The sequence below is a fragment of the Plantibacter sp. RU18 genome (assembly GCF_050613355.1).
Classification (GTDB): Bacteria; Actinomycetota; Actinomycetes; order Actinomycetales; family Microbacteriaceae; genus Plantibacter.
The window spans coordinates 2,523,446-2,538,922 of record NZ_CP159618.1; the positions used below are offsets into that span (position 1 = coordinate 2,523,446).

Sequence of the window (15,477 nt, forward strand, 5' to 3'; positions counted from 1 at the left end):
ACCACGCGATGAACGGGACTCCGGACGACGTACCACGCCTGGGCTTCACGACGCAGCAGCTGCATGCAGGCTCGACGGTCGCCTCCGCCCCGCATGCGCGCGCGCTGCCGATCTTCGCGAGCGCAGGTTTCACCTTCGCCGACTTCGACGAGGCAGAGCAGCGCTTCGGTCCCGATCCCGACGGTTACAGCTACACCCGCGTCGGCAACCCGACGGTCGATGCAGTCGAGCGAAGGCTCGCAGCGCTCGAGGGCGGCGTCGCGGCGATCCTCCTCGGTTCCGGCCAGGCTGCGGTGAACGTCGCCCTGCTCGCACTGTTGCAGGCGGGCGACCATCTGCTGATCGCACCGAGCATCTACGAGGGCTCACGCGGGCTGTTCACCGACAATTACAGTCGCCTCGGCATCACCGTCAGCGAGGTCGTGGATCCGCTCGACGTCGCCTCCTGGACCGCAGCGATCCGGCCGGACACGCGTGCGATCTTCATCGAGTCGATCCCGAACCCGCGGAACGACCTCGCCGACCTGCGACTCGTCGCCGACGTCGCCCATGCGCACGGCATCCCACTCGTCGTCGACAACACGTTCGCGACGCCATACCTGCTCCGTCCGATCGAGCACGGAGCAGACATCGTCGTGCACTCGGCCAGCAAGTTCCTCGCCGGGCACGGCACGGTGCTCGGTGGAGTGATCGTCGACGGAGGCACCTTCGACTGGGCCGCGGACACCGCACGGTACCGCGAGCTGCACACACCCAACGCTGGTCTCGGCGGGCGGAGCTACCTGGAGCACGCCGGACGAGGGGCCTTCTCCGCCTATGCGCGGAACGCGGTCGCGATGCGCTTCGGCCCCACGCCGTCGCCGTTCAACGCCTTCCTCATCAACCAGGGCATCGAGACGCTGTCGCTCCGCGTCCAGCGGCAGAGCGAGAATGCGCTCGCACTCGCGACGTGGCTCGACGGCCGACCGGAGATCGAGTCGGTGGACTACTCGGGGCTGCCCGGCAGTCCGTATCGCGCGCTGGCCGACCGCTACCTGCCACGGGGTCAGGGTGCGGTGTTCTCGTTCACGCTGCGCGGCGGTCGTCCCGCTGCCAGGACCGTCGTGGATGCCGTCGAACTCTTCACCCGCATGACGAACCTCGGAGACGTCCGGTCGCTGATCATCCACCCGTCGTCCACCACGCACGTCCAGAGGACACCCGAGCAGCTCGCGGCAAGCGGCATCGGCGAGGGCATGCTGCGGGTGTCCGTCGGAATCGAGGACGTCGCCGATCTCATCGGCGACCTCGAGCGGGCGTTCGCGAAACTCGACCTGTACATCGACACACCCGACACCGTCGGTGCGCGGATACTCGACCGCGAGGAGGTCGCGGCATGACCAGGCAGCAGCACTTCGGCTGGTTCCTGTCCCGCGGCTTCGGTCCGCACGGCTGGGGGCATCCGTACCTCGACTGGGACTACGCCTGGCAGGAGCCAGGTCTCTACCAGCAGGCGGTCCGGGAGCTCGAGCAGGCTGGTCTCGACCTCGTCATCATCGAGGACGCACTGTCCCTCGGGAACCCGCAGACCCTCGACCTCCGGATCCGAGGTGCCTACGGCGGACCGAAGCACGACCCGCTGAGCCTCGCCCCGTTCCTGTTCGGTGCGACCGAGCACATCGGCATCGTACCGACCGTCAATCCGCTCCAGTTCCCGCCGTACCAGGCGGCTCGCCAGTTCGCGAGCCTCCAGCATCTCAGTCGCGGACGACTCGGGCTGAACGTCGTCACCGACGTCGGGAGTAGTCGGCACTTCGGGCAGGCGCCGGTCGCCCACGACGTCGCCTATGACCGCGCAGAGGAGTGGCTCGGCGGTGTGACCGAGCTCTGGCGGAGCTGGGGGCCGGGCGCATACGTGGGCGACCGGTCGACCGGGGTCTTCGCGGACGGCGGACGGCTCGAACCGCTCGAGCACCGAGGTGCCCACTTCACGTTCGACGGTCCGCTCAACGCGCTCCCGTTCGACGACGGTCTCGGGGGTGAACCGATCATCGTCTCCCCCGGCTCCTCGCCCCGCGGACTCGCGTTCACCGGCCGGCACTCGGAGATCCAATTGGCGCTCGCGCCGCTCGACCTCGACAGCCTCGCCGCGTACCGGGCCCGTGTGCTGGCCGCCGCCGACGACGTCGGTCGAACGATCCCACCGAAGATCCTGTTCGTCTTCAAACCGGTCATCGTCTCCAGCCGAGAAGAGGCGGACCGACTGGTGCGCGCTTCGGACGTACCAGACGATGCGACCTTCCGGGCCGTGGCGCTCGGCTGGTCGAGTGATCTCGAGACCGACCTCACTGCCCTCGATCCCGACCGCCCCGTGGACCCCGCCATCTTCGGCGACCACGTGTCGAGAGGGAGCCTCGGCGCATTGCTCGGCGGATTCGAGGACTTCTCGTCCGCGACGCTCCGAGAGTTGCTGACCCCGAAAGCCCGCCTCGGGCGCATCACCGATGGCACGGGTGGAGTGGGCACCGCCGAGGAGATCGCCGACTACATCGAACGAGCCGGGGACGATGCGGACAACGACGGATTCATCTTCTCGGGTGATCTGCACCCCGTCACCGTGCATCGGATGCTGGACGAGCTCGTCCCGATCCTCCGACGACGCGGCATCCTCCGACGCGCATACCCCGGTGGGGGGCTCCGCGGGAACCTGCGCGACTTCTGAGGTCGTCCCACCCGTTGTGTCGCTGCTGCTGCGCGGAACCGCGCGCCCGCGGTGCGAGCTCCAGCACTCAGCGGGAGGTGCGGAGCGCGTCGACGGCAGCACCCATCCGCCGAACGGTCTCCTCGAGCAGAGGCGTCGGCATCGCGAAGACGAGACGGACGAAGCCCTCGGAGCCGACTCCACACAGTGCGCCGTCGGTGACCGTCACTCCGGCATGCTCACGGAAGAACGACGCAGCGGAGCCCTCGATCGGCAGATCGCGACAATCGAGCCACGCAAGGTAGGTCGCCTGAGGGGCGACGTACCGGATGGATGGCAGAGATGTCGTGAGGAGATCGCCGAGGAGACGACGGTTGCGGTCGAGATAGTCGACGACCGCCTCGAGCCACGGTTTCCCATCCCGGTACGCGGCGGTCGTCGCGATCACGCCAGGGGTCGACGCTCCGTGCACGACGGCGAACCCGAAGCGGCTGTAGGCGGCCTCGTCGTCGTCGTTCGATGTGATGAGCTGCGCGGCTTTGAGCCCCGGGATGTTCCAGGCCTTCGATGCGCTCGTTCCGGTGATGGTGTGACGCGCGGTCGTTTCGGACAGCGAGGCGTACGGGATGTGGGCGATTGGGCCGTACCGCACGGGCGCATGGATCTCGTCGGCGAACACACGTCCACCGTGACGTTCGACGATGACCGAGATGGCTTCGAGTTCCTCACGGGTGAGGACGGCTCCGGTCGGGTTGTGCGGATTGCACAGGACCAGGGTTCCAGCACCCGCTGCGAACGCGGCGTCGATGCCCTCGAGATCGTGTCGCCACCGGCCGTCCTCCTCGGTGCCCGGCACCTGCACGACCTCTCTGCCGAGCGTCGGCGGGTACGTGTGGAACGGCATGTACGCCGGTGTCGGGATGATGACCGCCGACCCCGGACGGCTGAAGTGCTCGACGGCGACACCGAGCGCCGCGACCACGTCGGAGACCGGATGGATCCGTTCCGGAGGGACCGCCCAGCCGTACTCGGCTGCGAGCCAGACCGCGGTCGCATCGGCCATGTCGGCTGCGGTGCTCGGCGAGAGGTAGCCGAGCACTCCGTCGTCGACGGCAGTGTGCAGTGCGTCTCGGATGGCTGGGGCCGTGCCGAAATCCATCTCGGCCACCCACGCGCCGATGGTCTCCGGATGCAGGCTCCACTTCCGACTGGACGGGACGGTGAGCTGCTCCCGACCGATCCCGTCGAGCTGATCCGCCAGGCGACTCAGCTCGGACATCGGTTCGATCGGGGTGTGTCGTTCGTCATACCGGGAGGCTAATCGGCTCCTGACGGCAGGCGGGTGTCGCGAGTAACACGGCGACGCGGAACGCGGTCGGTCGGCTACTCGTCTCTCGGGCGTCGCCGCTGCTGCTTCGTCGCGGAGCGCTGCTGCTTCGCAGCCGAATGACGACGGGCCGAGCCGCGCGTCGGTCGGGTCGCGCGTCTGGCCGGTGCCGGTGGTGCGAACGCCTCACGCACCAGGGCGGCGAGGGCGTCGAGCGCGATCTCACGATTGCGGAGTTGGGAGCGTTCTTGCGACACCGTCACGGTGATCGCGCCGGCGACGAGCCGCCGACCGAGCGCGGTGAGCAACACAGCGCGTTGATCGTCGTCCAAGGCGGTCGACTCAGCCACGTTCCACGTCAACTGCACACGGCTGTCGGACGTGTTGACATGCTGCCCGCCGGGGCCGGATGATCGCGAGAACTTCCACTGGAGTTCCGAGGCGGGGATCGTCAGCTGAGCCGACACCTCGAGATCCATGCACTCAGCGTCTCACGGATCCTGCACCCGCGCAGTGACAGGCCGTCGTGCCCGTCGCGGACTCCCACCGTCTCACAGCTGGGATCCACCGGGCATCCAGCCACTCGGCGGACGATGAGCGGACGCACCACGCAGCAGCGTTCGAGGGGAAGCCATGACTGCGACGATCACCGCCCCGTCCGCACGCTCCCGGCTGCCGTTGCAGACCGTCCTGTCCACTGTCACCGGGCGCGCTGCCGCACCGCTCGTCGGGGTCCTTGCCGCGATCATCTCCGCCGTCGGCGCCGGCAACCCGTCGTACTGGGGCGATGAGGCAGCCAGCGTGCTCGCCGCCCAGCGCCCGATTCCGATCCTGATCGGCATGCTCGGGCACATCGACGCGGTCCACGGCCTCTACTACCTGTTCCTCCATGTCTGGGTCGCCGCGTTCGGGAGCGCCGAGGCCCTCGTGCGGTTTCCGAGCGCGATCGCGATCGGCGTGGCAGCTGCTGGCACCGTCGTGCTGGCCCGAGGGCTCTTCGGGAGGTCGACGGGTATCACGGCCGGACTCGTGTTCGCGCTCATCCCGCAGGTCACGAGGATGGGAGCCGAAGCGCGGTCGTACGCGTTCGGCATGGCCGCGGCCGTCTGGCTGACCGTCTGGTTCGTGGCGCTCGTCCGGCGTCGAGACACGACCCGGCGGAGTTGGGTCCTGTACGCTGTCGCCTCGGCGGCAGCCCTGTACCTGTTCCTCTACCTCGGGATGCTGCTCGTGGTGCACGCCGTGTGGATGCTCGGGCAACGCCCGGGCAAAGCGGTCGTCCGGGCCTGGATCCTGTCACTCCTCGGGGCGCTCGTGCTCGCCGCACCGATCATGGTCGCAGCGATCGGGCAACGTGAGCAGATCGCGTTCCTTGCCAGGCGCGACTATACGACACTGCAATCCGTCACGGTCAGTCAGTGGTTCGCCTCGCCGTCGTTCGCGGTGCTCGCCTGGGGCCTCATCGTGCTCGCGCCGATCGGCGTACTGGTGGCGCGCGGAGCCCACTTGCGCTCAGCGGCCGCGGAACGCCGCGGCCTCGCGATGGTCGTCACGTGGCTGGTGGCTCCGACCGCTCTGCTCATCGCTGGGAACGCGCTCGTCACGCCGATGTACAACCTGCGCTACGTCGCCTTCTGCACCCCGGCGGTCGCCGTCATGATGGCGCTCGGTCTCCGGACCGCGGTGCGCGCCCTCGCCGGTTCGTCGCGGGCGGCGCGCGGGATCGACCGCACGGTGGCGACCGTCATCGGCGTGATCATCATCGCCGTCGTCGCCGCACCGAGCATCATCGAACAGCGTGGCCCGTTCGGAAAAGACGGCGGTAGCGACCTTCGGCAGACCGCCGAGGTGATCGAAGCGCACGCCTCCCCCGGAGATGCGATCGTGTTCGACCAGTCGGTGAAGCCGTCCCGACGATCCCGCCTCGCCCTCGACCTCTATCCGGGCGCGTTCGCGGGCCTCGACGATGTCGCACTCGCGACGAGCTATCGAGATCGCCCGGCGCTCTGGGATCGCGTCGCGCCGCTGTCCGAGCTGCATCAGCAGCTCGCCTCGCACACGGTCGTCTGGGTCATCGAGGGTTCGACGGCGACGCCTGATGTCACAGCGCTCCGCGCTCTGGGCTACGAGGTCGAACGATCGATACCCGTGCACCGGAGCGTCGTGTTCGAACTGATCAAGGGCTGACGTGATGATGGACCGCTCCGTGCTCCGACAGCCTGTGGTGCGGGAACTCGCCGCGTTCGCAGCGATCGGCGGTGCCGGGTTCCTCGTCGACGTGGGCGTGTTCAACATCCTGGTGTTCACGGTGTTCGCGCATGCTGGGACCTCCGGAATCCTCCTCGCGAAGGGGATCTCCACCACGCTCGCGATCGTGGCGAACTGGGTGGGCAACCGGCTCATCACCTTCCGTCGGCATCGACGGCCGGATGTCCTGCGGGAGGCGCTGGAGTTCGGACTCGTCAGCGTCGCCGGGGGCGCCATCGCTCTCCTCTGCCTTTGGATCTCGCACGACGCCATGCACCTCACGACACCGCTGGAGGACAACCTCTCGGGCAACGTCGTCGGGCTCTCACTCGGGTCGGCGTTCCGCTACGCGCTGTACCGGGTATGGGTCTTCGGCCCTCGTGGAGGAGACCGGCGCACGAGCCGCTCGGTCGCCGACCGCCCCGGACGCGTTCCCGATGGGCCCGACCTCGCTGACCAGCTGCCGTGAAGCGACGGCTCGATGCGGGTGTGGGGATGTCGCTCCATGGGGCAGCCGCTCAGCGGGTGGGGGCCGCCCGGTGGTCGATGTCGGCGGCGAGACGGTCCAGTCTGGCAAGAGCGTCCTCGAAGACCGGGACGAGACGCCAGAGTTCGGACTGCTCGCCGTGGATCTCGTCGAGGGACTCGTGCGCGCTGCGGATCGAGCCCAGGTCGAAGCTCACGTTCGTGCGCGCTCCCGTGAGTGCCGCTCGCAGAGCACCGATCGCCACAGCGACATCGGCGATGAGCGCGGGGTTGCCGTGTCCGGCGAGCCACGCGAGGTCGTCGATCGCATCGATCGCGTGTCGCCCGAGCTCTGCTGAAGCGGTGGCCGCCTGGACCGACGCCGTTCGGATCGCGGCGTCCCGCTCAGGTCCAGCCGCCAGGTGGAACGCCTGTCCGAACGCCCGAGACGCCTGCGCATCCTCGTCCGTCACGCGCAGCGCCATGCGGGCGCGCTCCCCTGCCCGCTCTCGGACTGCCTCGGACGTCGTCGCTGGTTCGTCTCCGGAATGCGACGGGCCCGTGCGATCGTCGGTGTACCCGGCGACCATCGCCGTGAGCCCGGCGGCGATCGAGAGCATCAGACCGGATGCTGCACCGCCCCCGGGGTTCCCGTTCGCCGCGGCGAGGGCGCGTACCCAATCGGCGACAGTCGAGCTGGAGGTCGACACCTCGGAGAACTGCTCTGCCGGTGATTCACCCATGAGCACCTCTCGGCCGGGTTTCCCCCGAACCGTCCAGCTCGAGGCGATCCGAGGCTACCTCATTCGCGGCCCCGCCCTCGATCGCCGGTGGTACCATGCCAGCACAGATCGTATACGACGTCGTGTCCACGATCACCGCCTCCAGGAGCCACCCGTGTCGAATCCTGTCTTCCGCGCCGTACGCGAGCGCTCGAGCCCAGCGCCCAACGATTTCGCGAGTTTCCAGCGTGCCGTCTCCGAGTCGTTCGTCCCGTTGCACGTGACCACCGCTCACCCCGAGACGTTCCGTGGTGTCGTTCGCGGTGCGACCGTCGACGACGTCTCGCTCTGCGAGGTGCACGCGACGGCGCACACGGTGGAACGCACACCGGCTCTCATCGCGCGCAGCGAACGTGCGCACATGAAGCTCAGCCTGATGCTCTCCGGGTCCGCACTCCTCGTCCAAGACGGTCGCGAAGCGGTCCTGCGCCCCGGCGATGTCGCGGTCTACGACACGGAGCGTCCGTACACGCTCATGTTCGACGAGCAGTTCCGAACGCTCGTGGTGATGTTCCCCAAACGGCTCATCGACGTTCCGACCGACCTCATGAGTCAGCTGAACGCCGTCCGCATGGACGGCACGCACGGCGTCGTACCCCTCGTATCCGCCTACCTCGGGCAGCTGGCGACGGCGATGCCCGAACTGCACGGATCGACGGGCGTCCGGCTCATGCACAACACGCTCGACCTCGTGACGACGATGTTCGCCGACGAGCTCGACGTCGAGGCAGCCGCACAAGACCCGAGGCAGACGCTCATCCGGGAGATCCGTGCCCATATCGAACAGCGTCTCGCCGAGCCCGAGCTGTGCCCGGACTCCATCGCGGCGGCGCACTTCATCTCCACACGCCACCTCCACGGCCTGTTCAAGGCGCAGGGTTCGACCGTCTCAACCTGGATCCGGGAGCGCCGCCTCGAGCAGTGCCGTCGCGAGTTGATGGATCCGTTGCATCTGGACCGGCCCGTCGGTGCGGTCGCAGCTCGCTGGGGGTTCACCGATGCAGCGCATTTCAGTCGTGCGTTCAAGACGCAGTACGGTGTCGCCCCCAGCGAGGCGCGAGCCGCCGGCACGGGTTCCTGACGCGACCGACGACCCGCCCCGCGCACTGCCGCCACGGACCGGCCCGCCATCGATCGCGCTCAGCCGTCGGAGTGTTCTCCGGCCCCGCCGTCCTGGGCCCCGAGCTCGTCGGTGGGCGTGACCCCGTGACCGATCTGCCGGTACACCTCCGGGCGCGTCCGACGCAGGCGTCGGCCCCAGACGACGCCGATGATCCCTGGAACGACGACGAGCACCGGGAGGATGACGGTCGTCGCATCGGCCCTCGACTGTCCCAGCAGCACCGGGAAGTTCACGATGATCAGCACGAAGACGATCAGGAGCAGCACCGTCGCGATCGCTGGCGCCACAAGGCGTGAGCCGATGCCGACACCCCGATGGTCCCGCCTGAAGTAGCCGATGACGGCGACGGAGACCACCGCCATGAGGAGCACCAGCCCGAAGGCACCTGCGTTCGTCAGCCAGGTGAAGAGCGTCAGCACAGCGAACGGCCCGTTCTCCGGGTTCCAGCCGAGTTCACCGATCGCGAAGCCGATGACGATGACGACCGCGACGACCGTCTGGAAGATCGATCCTGCCCACGGAGCACCCGAGTCGCGACGGACCGCTGCGAGCCCGCGTGGGAGCACGCCCTCGCGACCGAGCGAGAACGCGTAGCGCGCGACGGCGTTATGGAACGAGACGAGCGCGGCGAACAGACTCGTGATGAACAGGATCGACATGATGTCGACCCAGACGACCCCCAGCCGGTCGGCGACGAAGCCGAAGAACAGCGGCGGCCCAGCCTCCTCCGGCCCGATCCCCGCCGGATCGGTGATCTTCTCCACGCCGATGCCGAGCGCGAGCGCCCACGCGGAGATCGCATAGAAGACGCCGATCACGGCAACGGCGAGGAACGTCGCGCGCGGGATCGTCCGGCGCGGATCCTTCGACTCCTCGCCGTAGATCGCCGCGCCCTCGAAACCCATGAACGCGGCGATACCGAACGCGAGGACCGCACCGACGCCCGGCACGAACAGGGACGACGGCGAGATGGGTTGTGCCGAGAAGCCGTCCGCACTCTGCGTGAACGCGACCACGTCGAAGACGATCACGACCACGAACTCGGCAGCGACCAGCACCCCGAGCACTTTCGCCGACAGGTCCACCCGGTTGACGCCCATCCACCCGACGACGACGATGCCGACGAGCACTCCGACCCACCATGGGATCTGCGCGCCCGTCTTGTCGGCGATGAAGGACGAGACCTGGAAACCGAACATGCCCCAGATGCCGACCTGCATCAGGTTGTACGAGATGAGTGCCAGCATGGAGGCCCCCACCCCGACGGGACGCCCGATGCCCTGGGCGACGTACGCGTAGAACGCTCCGGCGTTGTTGATGAAGCGGCTCATCGCGGCGTACCCGATCGCGAAGATCGCGAGTGTCGCGGCGAGGATCACGAAACCGACGGGCACGCCTGCGACGTGGGTGACGGAGAAGGTCGAGGTCACACCGCCGGCGATCACGGTGAGCGGTGCAGATGCTGCGACGATCAGGAAGGCGACGGCGAAGACGCCGAGACGCCGCCGGTCCGGCGGTGCCTGACTCGTGGCGATGGCGGGAGCTGTGCGGGTCATGTCTCTCCTTCGAAACAGAAGCCGTGCCACTCGGGGGCGGACGGCGGATCGTCGATAGCCCGATTCTGATCACCGGACAGGGGCCAGGCTGTGCCTCCAGCGCACGATCCTTGACTGCGCGTGAACCGTTCGCTCATGGTCAAGACCTCCGCACGCGCGGTCAATCCCCCGCGAGCCTTCCTGACCAGACTTGGATCGACCCCCTGCAGATCGAGGACGAACGATGACGCACCACGAACACCCCAGTGCACCGTTGCACACCCACGGCTCCCGCACGACGACACCGGAACGGGCGGTGCACCCGCTCGACCCCCTCACGGCGGACGAGATCGCCACGGCACGGCGCACCCTCGTCGATGTCGGGCTCCTCGGCGAGCACTGCCGCATCGCCCAGTTGCTCCCGGTGGAGCCGTCGAAGGAGACGGTCGCTGCGTGGCGGTCTGGAGCAGCGCTCGACCGGCGCGTCATCGTCACCCTGCTCGACGTGTCGACAGGAGCCGCGTCGGAGGCCGTCGTGTCTCTCGCCCGGGCCTCGGTCGAATCGCACACCCGGCTCGCGACAGACCAGCCGCCCTACGGCCAGCCGCAGTACCTCTTCGAGGAGTACGACCTGGCGGCCGAGATCGCGAAGGGATCTCCGGAATGGCAGGCCGCCATGCTGCGCCGCGGCTTGGAGGATCGGATCGAGCTCGCGTTCTGTGCGCCGCTTGCGCCGGGCTTCTTCGGTCGAGCCGATGAAGTCGGTCGGCGCATCATCCGCTCGCTGACGTTCCTCCGGGATCACGAGCACGACAGTCCGTGGGCGCATCCGGTCGAGGGCCTGATCGTGCACATCGACCTCACCGAACGGCGTGTCATCCGCATCGAGGACGAGGGCGACGTGCCGGTCCCGTCCGGGCACGGCGACTACGGTCTGGGTGCGCAGGGGCCCGCGAGGACCACCCTCAAGCCGATCGAGATCACACAGCCGGAAGGTCCGAGTTTCACGGTGGAGGGTTCACTCGTCGAATGGCAGGGGTGGCGGTTCCGCATCGGGTTCAACGCGCGTGAAGGACTCGTGCTCAACACCGTCTCGTTCCGTGACGGCGACGAGGATCGCCAGGTACTGCACCGCGCCAGCATCCCCGAGATGGTCGTCCCCTATGGTGACACCACGTCGACCCGATTCTGGATCAGCTACTTCGACGCCGGCGAGTACCTGCTCGGCAAGAACGCGAACTCGCTCTCGCTCGGCTGCGACTGCCTCGGAGTCATCCACTACTTCGACGGATACGTCGCCGACGACCACGGGCATCCCGTCAAGATCCCGCAGGTCGTGTGCATGCACGAGGAGGATGACGGCGTGCTCTGGAAGCACACCGAGCCTGGCGGTCCGAGCGAGGTCCGACGAGGCCGGCGGCTCGTCGTCAGCTACTTCGCAACGATCGGCAACTACGACTACGGCTTCTTCTGGTACTTCTCCCTCGATGGAACCATCCAGGTCGAGGCCAAAGCGACCGGGATCGTGTTCGCCGGGGCCGGCTCGCCGGGAACCGTCGATCCGCATGCGCCGGAGATCGCTCCCGGCATCTTCGCGCCGGTGCATCAGCATCTCTTCTGCGCTCGTCTCGACGCAGCGATCGACGGCGTCGACAACACCCTGCACGAGATCGATGTCGTCGGCGTGCCCACCGGGGAACACAATCCGTACGGCAACGCGTTCACCTGGGAGCGCCGACAGCTGACTCGCGAGTCGGAGGCGCAGCGCATGGCGAACCCGGCCGCATCCCGAGTGTGGGAGGTGGCGAGCGCCCATCGGCTGAACCGGGTCGGCAAGCCGACGGCGTACCGCCTGATCCCCGAGGGGCGATCGACGTTGATGGCTCAACCCGAGTCGTCCGTCTACGGTCGGGCCACATTCGCGAGCAGGCACCTGTGGGGCACTGCCTTCGATCCAGCCGAACGGTTCCCTGCCGGTGACTACCCGAATGCGCATGCCGGCGGTGGCGGACTGCCGAGCTGGACCTCCGAGGATCGCGATCTCGACGGCACCGACATCGTGTTGTGGCACGTCTTCGGCCCGACGCACGTCCCGAGGCCTGAAGACTGGCCGATCATGCCGGTCGACCGCTCCGGATTCCTGTTCAAGCCGAGCGGGTTCTTCGACGAGAACCCGGCGATGGACCTCCCGGACGGCCGCGGCGGTCACGACGACCAATGCGCGCACCATGCAGCGGGCGGGATGGATGATGGCGCGATCGTCGGGCACCAGGAACAGGGCGTCGGTGACGACCATGGCCACGATCACCGGCGGTGGGACGAGCAGCACGTGGACTGATCCGGCCCGGCGCAGCGCACCCGTTCGGCATCGTCCGTGCGCGCTGCGTCAAGTCGCGAGCGCCTGTCGTCAATCCAGCACCCGATCGCGCTCGTAGCGTGGAGGCAGACCAGCGGTGCTCGCCCGAGCCTCGCCTTCCTGGAGGAACCATGCCCGCCTACGACAGCCTGCTCGCCTCGATCACCACCGATGCGGTGTCCGCCCGGGATGTCTTCGATCCCGCGACCGGCGAACTCATCGGTCGTGCACCGCTGCTGACCTCCGCGGAGGCTGACGCAGCTGTCGACCGTGCGGCCGACGCCCAGGCTGCATGGGCCGCACTCGGTCACGAGGAGCGCAGCGCGGTGCTGCATCGTGCAGCCGACGCCGTGGAGGCGCAGAGCGAGGCGCTCGCGCAGATCCTGTCGCGTGAGCAGGGGAAGCCGTTGAACGGGCCGAACGCGCGCTTCGAGGTCGGTGCGTGCGTGTCGTGGCTCAGGGTCACCGCAGACACCCCGACCCCGACCCAGGTGGTCGTCGACGACGGCTCCGACTACGCGGAACTGCACTACCGGCCGATCGGCGTGGTCGGCGCCATCACCCCCTGGAACTGGCCGATGATGATCGCGATCTGGCAGATCGCCCCGGCGCTTCGCATGGGCAACACCGTCGTCGCGAAACCGAGCGAGTACACGCTCCTGTCCGGGCTCGCGCTCATCGCCGTCCTCAACGAGGCGCTGCCATCTGGCGTACTCATCGCGGCTCCCGGAGACGGAGGGATCGGGGCGGGTCTCGTCGCGAACGCCGCCGTCGGCAAGATCATGTTCACCGGGTCAACGGCCACTGGGAAGAAGATCATCGAAGCCTCCGCCGGCAACGTGACGCGTCTGACGCTCGAACTCGGCGGCAACGACGCCGGGATCGTCCTACCGGACGTCGACCCGGAGGCCATCGCCGAGCAGCTGTTCTGGGGCGCCTTCATCAACACCGGACAGACCTGTGCGGCGCTGAAACGTCTCTACGTGCACGACGACGTGTACGAGGCGGTGTGTGACGCCCTGGTCGAGGTCGCGTCGTCGATGCCGATGGGGATCGGCCTCGACGAGGCGAACGTCCTCGGCCCATTGCAGAACGCGATGCAGTTCGACGTCGTCGACCGTCTCGTCGAGGCCGCACGCCGATCAGGAGCTCGTGTGCTTCTCGGCGGGGACCCGAAGCGAGATCAGCCGGGTCACTTCTACCCCGCGACGCTGATCGCCGACATCGATCCGACGAACGACCTCGTCGTCGAGGAGCAGTTCGGACCGGTACTGCCGATCGTCCGCTACACCGACCTCGACGAGGCCATCACCCTTGCGAACGGGCTGGACGTCGGCCTGGGGGCCTCGGTCTGGTCGGCGGACCGTGATCGTGCACGCGACGTCGCGGCACGCATCGAGGCCGGGACCGTGTGGATCAACTCACACGGCGGCGTCCACCCCATGATCCCGTTCGGCGGGGTGAAGCAGTCCGGCTACGGCCTCGAATTCGGGGTCGACGGGCTGAAGGCGGCCTCGGTCCCCCAGGTGATCAACGGCTGATCGAACGTCGTCAGGCCACCACTGTGTCGCCCGGACATGCACGCATGCTTCCGCTCATCGCTGAGCATGTCCGGGCGACACAGAGCGTCCTCACGGGTAGAGGCCACGCAGACGGTGCGCCTCGTACACTCGCCGGACCGCGAGCGTGGTTGCGGCCTCCCGCATCGTCGTCGACAGCTCCACAGCAGCCTCACTGACCGCTTCCCACGCGGCCAGCATGCGCTCACGGAGCCGGTCCTCGATGTCCTGTGCACTCCACCAGTACGACTGGTTCCCCTGGACCCACTCGAAGTACGACACGATCACACCGCCGGCATTCGCCAGGATGTCCGGAACGACGAGCACACCACGCCGCGCCAGGATCCGGTCGGCTTCGCCGGTGGTGGGGCCGTTCGCACCCTCGACGATCACCCTCGCCCTGATGTCCTCCGCATTGTCTGCCGTGATGACGCCCTCGACCGCCGCAGGGACGAGCAGATCGACGTCGAGCAGGAGCACCGCTTCACCCGCGAGCGGCTCACCACCGTCGAATCCGACGACCGAGCCGGTGTCGTCGACGTGCCGGCAGAGGGCTTCGACGTCCAGACCCTCACGCCGCAGGACGGCACCGTACTGGTCGCTGATCGCTACGACGCCGACGCCGGCCGCGTCCAGGAAGCGCGCTGTGTCGCGGCCCACCTTGCCGAAACCCTGGACAGCCGCAGTCGCTTCGAATGGCTGTACACCGATGGACTCGAGGGAGGCGAGCGCGATGTGCGTCACCCCGCGTGAGGTCGCGCTGGCACGGCCGAGCGAGCCGCCGAGGCTGAGCGGCTTCCCCGTGACCACCCCGGGCACCGTATGCCCGACGCTGGTCGAGTAGGTGTCCATGATCCATGCCATCGTCTGCTCGTCCGTGCCGACGTCCGGTGCCGGGATGTCCTGGGACGGGCCGATCAGCGGAAGGATCTCGCTCGTGTACCGACGGGTGACCCGTTCGAGCTCGGCCATGCTGTACTGGCGCGGATCGATCGTGATGCCACCCTTCGCTCCGCCGTACGGCACGTCCAGGAGGGCGCATTTCCACGTCATCCACATGGCGAGCGCTCGCACTTCCTCCGCCGTCACGTGCGGACTATAGCGCAGTCCGCCCTTGGCTGGACCACGAGAGACGTTGTGCTGCGTCCGGTACCCGACGAAGGTCTCGATCGTCCCGTCATCCCTGCGGAGGGGCACGCTCACACGCAGCTCACGGCGCGGAGAGGCCAACATCTGGTGGACGCCGTCGGAGTACCCGAGACGTTCCACGGCGGACGCGAGCTGCGCCAATGCATCGGCGAGCGGATCCGAACGGGTGGCGGGGGTGGTGGCGAGCAGGGACTCTGGCATCGGTGTGATCCTCACAATCGGCGTTGGTTGCCCGATCACCCTAGGCGGGCTCC

At 68.1% G+C, this 15,477-nt stretch carries 12 protein-coding genes; 7 read left to right on the forward strand and 5 right to left on the reverse strand.

The features are described 5' to 3' along the window. The first annotated feature begins 8 nt into the window (after positions 1 to 8). Both ABMA10_RS12130 and ABMA10_RS12135 read left to right on the forward strand, forming a co-directional pair. A complete protein-coding gene (locus ABMA10_RS12130) occupies positions 9 to 1,379 on the forward strand; it encodes an O-acetylhomoserine aminocarboxypropyltransferase/cysteine synthase family protein (protein WP_347867212.1) in 1,371 nt (456 codons plus the stop codon). Further along, positions 1,376 to 2,701, forward strand: coding sequence for an LLM class flavin-dependent oxidoreductase (locus ABMA10_RS12135; protein WP_347867211.1), 1,326 nt, complete (start codon positions 1,376 to 1,378; stop codon positions 2,699 to 2,701). Before ABMA10_RS12130 ends, ABMA10_RS12135 begins: the two co-directional genes overlap by 4 nt. A gap of 67 nt (positions 2,702 to 2,768) precedes the next feature. Here the strand turns inward: ABMA10_RS12135 and ABMA10_RS12140 are convergent, their stop codons facing one another. Together ABMA10_RS12140 and arfB are read right to left on the reverse strand one after the other, a co-directional pair. Beyond that, the gene (locus tag ABMA10_RS12140; RefSeq protein WP_431030591.1) at positions 2,769 to 3,959 is read right to left on the reverse strand and encodes a MalY/PatB family protein; all 1,191 of its coding nucleotides are present in this window, start codon (positions 3,957 to 3,959) and stop codon (positions 2,769 to 2,771) included. Between the two features lie 104 nt (positions 3,960 to 4,063). Next, a complete protein-coding gene (arfB, locus tag ABMA10_RS12145; RefSeq protein WP_347867209.1) occupies positions 4,064 to 4,486 on the reverse strand; it encodes an alternative ribosome rescue aminoacyl-tRNA hydrolase ArfB in 423 nt (140 codons plus the stop codon). 154 nt (positions 4,487 to 4,640) lie between these two features. Here arfB and ABMA10_RS12150 point away from each other — a divergent pair, with 154 nt between their 5' ends. Both ABMA10_RS12150 and ABMA10_RS12155 read left to right on the forward strand, forming a co-directional pair. After that, positions 4,641 to 6,194 (forward strand): glycosyltransferase family 39 protein, encoded by a 1,554-nt coding sequence (locus ABMA10_RS12150; protein WP_347867208.1) that lies wholly within the window; start codon positions 4,641 to 4,643, stop codon positions 6,192 to 6,194. 19 nt (positions 6,195 to 6,213) lie between these two features. Next, positions 6,214 to 6,723, forward strand: coding sequence for a GtrA family protein (locus tag ABMA10_RS12155; RefSeq protein ID WP_431030592.1), 510 nt, complete (start codon positions 6,214 to 6,216; stop codon positions 6,721 to 6,723). A 49-nt stretch (positions 6,724 to 6,772) separates the two neighbouring features. Here ABMA10_RS12155 and ABMA10_RS12160 read toward each other — a convergent pair whose 3' ends face one another. Then, on the reverse strand, positions 6,773 to 7,462 hold the full coding sequence (locus ABMA10_RS12160) for a cyclodeaminase/cyclohydrolase family protein (RefSeq protein WP_347867206.1): 690 nt from the start codon (positions 7,460 to 7,462) through the stop codon (positions 6,773 to 6,775). 154 nt (positions 7,463 to 7,616) lie between these two features. Here ABMA10_RS12160 and ABMA10_RS12165 point away from each other — a divergent pair, with 154 nt between their 5' ends. Then, entirely contained in the window at positions 7,617 to 8,582 is a 966-nt protein-coding gene (locus ABMA10_RS12165) for a helix-turn-helix domain-containing protein (RefSeq protein ID WP_347867205.1), read from the forward strand. Between the two features lie 59 nt (positions 8,583 to 8,641). Here ABMA10_RS12165 and ABMA10_RS12170 read toward each other — a convergent pair whose 3' ends face one another. Further along, the gene (locus tag ABMA10_RS12170) at positions 8,642 to 10,180 is read right to left on the reverse strand and encodes an APC family permease (RefSeq protein ID WP_347867204.1); all 1,539 of its coding nucleotides are present in this window, start codon (positions 10,178 to 10,180) and stop codon (positions 8,642 to 8,644) included. A gap of 223 nt (positions 10,181 to 10,403) precedes the next feature. On the opposite strand from ABMA10_RS12170, the gene ABMA10_RS12175 reads away from it, so the two are divergent. Next, the gene (locus ABMA10_RS12175; protein WP_347867203.1) at positions 10,404 to 12,497 is read left to right on the forward strand and encodes a primary-amine oxidase; all 2,094 of its coding nucleotides are present in this window, start codon (positions 10,404 to 10,406) and stop codon (positions 12,495 to 12,497) included. 149 nt (positions 12,498 to 12,646) lie between these two features. Beyond that, on the forward strand, positions 12,647 to 14,056 hold the full coding sequence (locus ABMA10_RS12180; RefSeq protein WP_431030593.1) for an aldehyde dehydrogenase family protein: 1,410 nt from the start codon (positions 12,647 to 12,649) through the stop codon (positions 14,054 to 14,056). A gap of 90 nt (positions 14,057 to 14,146) precedes the next feature. On the opposite strand, the gene ABMA10_RS12185 is transcribed toward ABMA10_RS12180, so the two are convergent. After that, the gene (locus ABMA10_RS12185; protein ID WP_347867201.1) at positions 14,147 to 15,424 is read right to left on the reverse strand and encodes a Glu/Leu/Phe/Val family dehydrogenase; all 1,278 of its coding nucleotides are present in this window, start codon (positions 15,422 to 15,424) and stop codon (positions 14,147 to 14,149) included. Positions 15,425 to 15,477: the final 53 nt, after the last annotated feature.

Bases quoted from the DNA above. Each gene is read 5' to 3' on its own strand.
- ABMA10_RS12130 (WP_347867212.1), top strand. From the start codon at position 9: ATGAACGGGACTCCGGACGACGTACCACGCCTGGGCTTCACGACGCAG.
- ABMA10_RS12135 (WP_347867211.1), top strand. From the start codon at position 1,376: ATGACCAGGCAGCAGCACTTCGGCTGGTTCCTGTCCCGCGGCTTCGGT.
- ABMA10_RS12140 (WP_431030591.1), bottom strand. From the start codon at position 3,959: ATGTCCGAGCTGAGTCGCCTGGCGGATCAGCTCGACGGGATCGGTCGG.
- arfB (WP_347867209.1), bottom strand. From the start codon at position 4,486: ATGGATCTCGAGGTGTCGGCTCAGCTGACGATCCCCGCCTCGGAACTC.
- ABMA10_RS12150 (WP_347867208.1), top strand. From the start codon at position 4,641: ATGACTGCGACGATCACCGCCCCGTCCGCACGCTCCCGGCTGCCGTTG.
- ABMA10_RS12160 (WP_347867206.1), bottom strand. From the start codon at position 7,462: ATGGGTGAATCACCGGCAGAGCAGTTCTCCGAGGTGTCGACCTCCAGC.
- ABMA10_RS12170 (WP_347867204.1), bottom strand. From the start codon at position 10,180: ATGACCCGCACAGCTCCCGCCATCGCCACGAGTCAGGCACCGCCGGAC.
- ABMA10_RS12175 (WP_347867203.1), top strand. From the start codon at position 10,404: ATGACGCACCACGAACACCCCAGTGCACCGTTGCACACCCACGGCTCC.
- ABMA10_RS12180 (WP_431030593.1), top strand. From the start codon at position 12,647: ATGCCCGCCTACGACAGCCTGCTCGCCTCGATCACCACCGATGCGGTG.
- ABMA10_RS12185 (WP_347867201.1), bottom strand. From the start codon at position 15,424: ATGCCAGAGTCCCTGCTCGCCACCACCCCCGCCACCCGTTCGGATCCG.